Origin of the sequence: Leucobacter ruminantium, from assembly GCF_017565705.1 — a bacterium.
Taxonomy (GTDB): domain Bacteria; phylum Actinomycetota; class Actinomycetes; order Actinomycetales; family Microbacteriaceae; genus Leucobacter; species Leucobacter ruminantium.
This window is the reverse complement of the sequence record NZ_JAGDYL010000056.1, coordinates 1-3,410: the sequence shown is the minus strand read 5'-3', so window position 1 is coordinate 3,410 and position 3,410 is coordinate 1. Positions and strand designations below refer to the sequence as shown.

The window sequence follows — 3,410 nt, the reverse complement described above, 5'->3', positions numbered from 1 at the left end:
AGTTCGGCGGTGTCTTACTCTCCCACGAGGTCCCCCTCGCAGTACCATCAGCGCTGTCAGCCTTAGCTTCCGGGTTCGGAATGTGACCGGGCGTTTCCCTGACGCTATAACCACCGAAACACTATTGACATACCCAACCCCACACACGGTGAAGGGGTTGTGGCCGTACGTCAAGAACCACAAAGCAGACGCGAACATCGTTACTTACGCTTATGCCAAACCTCATCCACATGACCGTTTGAAGTCGATCATCAATGGGTTTGTATGAAGTCAAGTCGTTGGTTTATTAGTACCAGTCAGCTCCACACGTTACCGCGCTTCCACATCTGGCCTATCAACCCAGTCATCTACTGGGAACCTACAGGAACCGAAGTCCCATGGAGATCTCATCTCGAGGCCGGCTTCCCGCTTAGATGCTTTCAGCGGTTATCCATCCCGAACGTAGCCAACCAGCCATGCCCTTGGCAGAACAACTGGCACACCAGAGGTCCGTCCAACCCGGTCCTCTCGTACTAGGGTCAGATCCTCTCAAATCTCCAACGCGCGCAGAGGATAGGGACCGAACTGTCTCACGACGTTCTAAACCCAGCTCGCGTACCGCTTTAATGGGCGAACAGCCCAACCCTTGGGACCAACTCCAGCCCCAGGATGCGACGAGCCGACATCGAGGTGCCAAACCATGCCGTCGATATGGACTCTTGGGCAAGATCAGCCTGTTATCCCCGAGGTACCTTTTATCCGTTGAGCGACAGCGCTTCCACAAGCCACTGCCGGATCACTAGTCCCGACTTTCGTCCCTGCTCGACCTGTCAGTCTCACAGTCAAGCTCCCTTGTGCACTTACACTCGCCACCTGATTGCCAACCAGGTTGAGGGAACCTTTGGGCGCCTCCGTTACTTTTTGGGAGGCAACCGCCCCAGTTAAACTACCCACCAGGCACTGTCCCAACACCCGATCAGGGTGCATGGTTAGACATCCAATATGACCAGAGTGGTATTTCAACAACGACTCCACAAGAACTAGCGTCCCTGCTTCACAGTCTCCCACCTATCCTACACAAGCCACACCGAACACCAATACCAAGCTGTAGTAAAGGTCACGGGGTCTTTCCGTCCTTCTGCGCGTAACGAGCATCTTTACTCGTACTGCAATTTCGCCGAGTTCACGGTGGAGACAGCTGGGAAGTCGTTACGCCATTCGTGCAGGTCGGAACTTACCCGACAAGGAATTTCGCTACCTTAGGATGGTTATAGTTACCACCGCCGTTTACTGGGGCTTAAATTCAAAGCTTCGACCCCGAAGGGTCTAACCTCTCCTCTTAACCTTCCAGCACCGGGCAGGCGTCAGTCCGTATACATCCACTTGCGTGTTCGCACGGACCTGTGTTTTTAGTAAACAGTCGCTTCCCACTGGTCTCTGCGGCCACCACACCCTTTCCCCAGCAAGTGGGTATAAGCGGATGGCCCCCCTTCTCCCGAAGTTACGGGGGCATTTTGCCGAGTTCCTTCACCATGATTATCTCGATCTCCTGAGTATTCTCTACCTGACCACCTGAGTCGGTTTGGGGTACGGGCAACAATAGACCTCACGTCGATGCTTTTCTCGGCAGCATAGGATCACCAGCTTCCCCATACGGGTCCGCATCACATCTCACCCAACGCCAGAATCTCTTAAACTCTGACGGGCTACATGTTTACACCGGGACAACCATCGCCCGGCACTGGCTACCTTCCTGCGTCACACCTCACGCTCACCACCCCAGCATCGGGTTCACAGCCGCCACCAGAACATCACCCGAAGGATCCGTCCCGGCTTTGGTTTGTTTAGCACTACTGGTTAGGTCTTTGACGGTCTACCGCCGGTACGGGAATATCAACCCGTTGTCCATCGACTACGCCTGTCGGCCTCGCCTTAGGTCCCGACTTACCCAGGGCAGATTAGCTTGACCCTGGAACCCTTGGTCTTCCGGAGGACGGGTTTCTCACCCGTCTTTCGCTACTCATGCCTGCATTCTCACTCGTGTAGCATCCACGACTGGATCACTCCGCCGCTTCACTCGCCACACGACGCTCTCCTACCCAACCCACGAACTGGACCACGAAGGCCTGTCTATACGCGGATTGCCACAACTTCGGTGGTGTGCTTGAGCCCCGTTACATTGTCGGCGCGGAATCACTTGACCAGTGAGCTATTACGCACTCTTTCAAGGGTGGCTGCTTCTAAGCCAACCTCCTGGTTGTCACAGCAACTCCACATCCTTTACCACTTAGCACACGCTTAGGGACCTTAGTTGGTGATCTGGGTTGTTTCCCTCTCGACTATGAAGCTTATCCCCCACAGTCTCACTGCTGCGCTCTCACTTACCGGCATTCGGAGTTTAGCTGACGTCAGTAACCTTGTAGGGCCCATCGGCCATCCAGTAGCTCTACCTCCGGCAAGAAACACGCAACGCTGCACCTAAATGCATTTCGGAGAGAACCAGCTATCACGAAGTTTGATTGGCCTTTCACCCCTATCCACAGCTCATCCCCTCAGTTTTCAACCTAAGTGGGTTCGGCCCTCCACGACGTCTTACCGTCGCTTCAGCCTGGCCATGGATAGATCACTTCGCTTCGGGTCTAGGACACGCGACTGACTCGCCCTATTCAGACTCGCTTTCGCTACGGCTACCCCACACGGGTTAACCTCGCCACGTATCGCTAACTCGCAGGCTCATTCTTCAAAAGGCACGCCGTCACACCAACAAGGGTGCTCCGACGGATTGTAAGCACACGGTTTCAGGTACTCTTTCACTCCCCTCCCGGGGTACTTTTCACCTTTCCCTCACGGTACTAGTCCGCTATCGGTCATCTGGAAGTATTTAGGCTTATCAGGTGGTCCTGACAGATTCACACGGGATTTCTCGGGCCCCGTGCTACTTGGGATACACACCACGCGGTAAAACCATTTCGGATACGGGGCTCTCACCCACTCCGGCCCGCCGTTCCAAGCGGTTCTCCTATAGCTTCACTCTCACGTCCGAGACTCAGCAGCGTCTCGAGGCATGTCCCGCAACCCCACACGTGCAACCCCTGCCAGGTATCACACACGCATGGTTTAGCCTGATCCGGTTTCGCTCGCCACTACTCCCGGAATCACTATTGTTTTCTCTTCCTGTGGGTACTGAGATGTTTCACTTCCCCACGTTCCCTCTACCCGCCCTATATATTCAGGCGGGAGTCACCAGGTCAGCACGCCGCCTGGCGGGGTTTCCCCATTCGGAAATCCTCGAATCACAGCCCGTTTATCGGCTCCCCGAGGCTTATCGCAGATTACTACGTCCTTCTTCGGCTCCAGATGCCCAGGCATCCACCGTATGCTCTTGAAGACTTGAAATCACATAAGCATTTTGATCGAACACACACCCACCC

At 54.8% G+C, this 3,410-nt stretch carries 2 rRNA genes; both read right to left on the bottom strand.

Annotated elements, in window-relative coordinates:
• Nucleotide 1: 1 nt before the first annotated feature.
• Nucleotides 2–118 (bottom strand): 5S ribosomal RNA (gene rrf, locus J4H91_RS15300).
• 148 nt (nt 119–266) lie between these two features.
• Nucleotides 267–3,375 (bottom strand): 23S ribosomal RNA (locus J4H91_RS15295).
• Between the last annotated feature and the right edge of the window lie 35 nt (nt 3,376–3,410).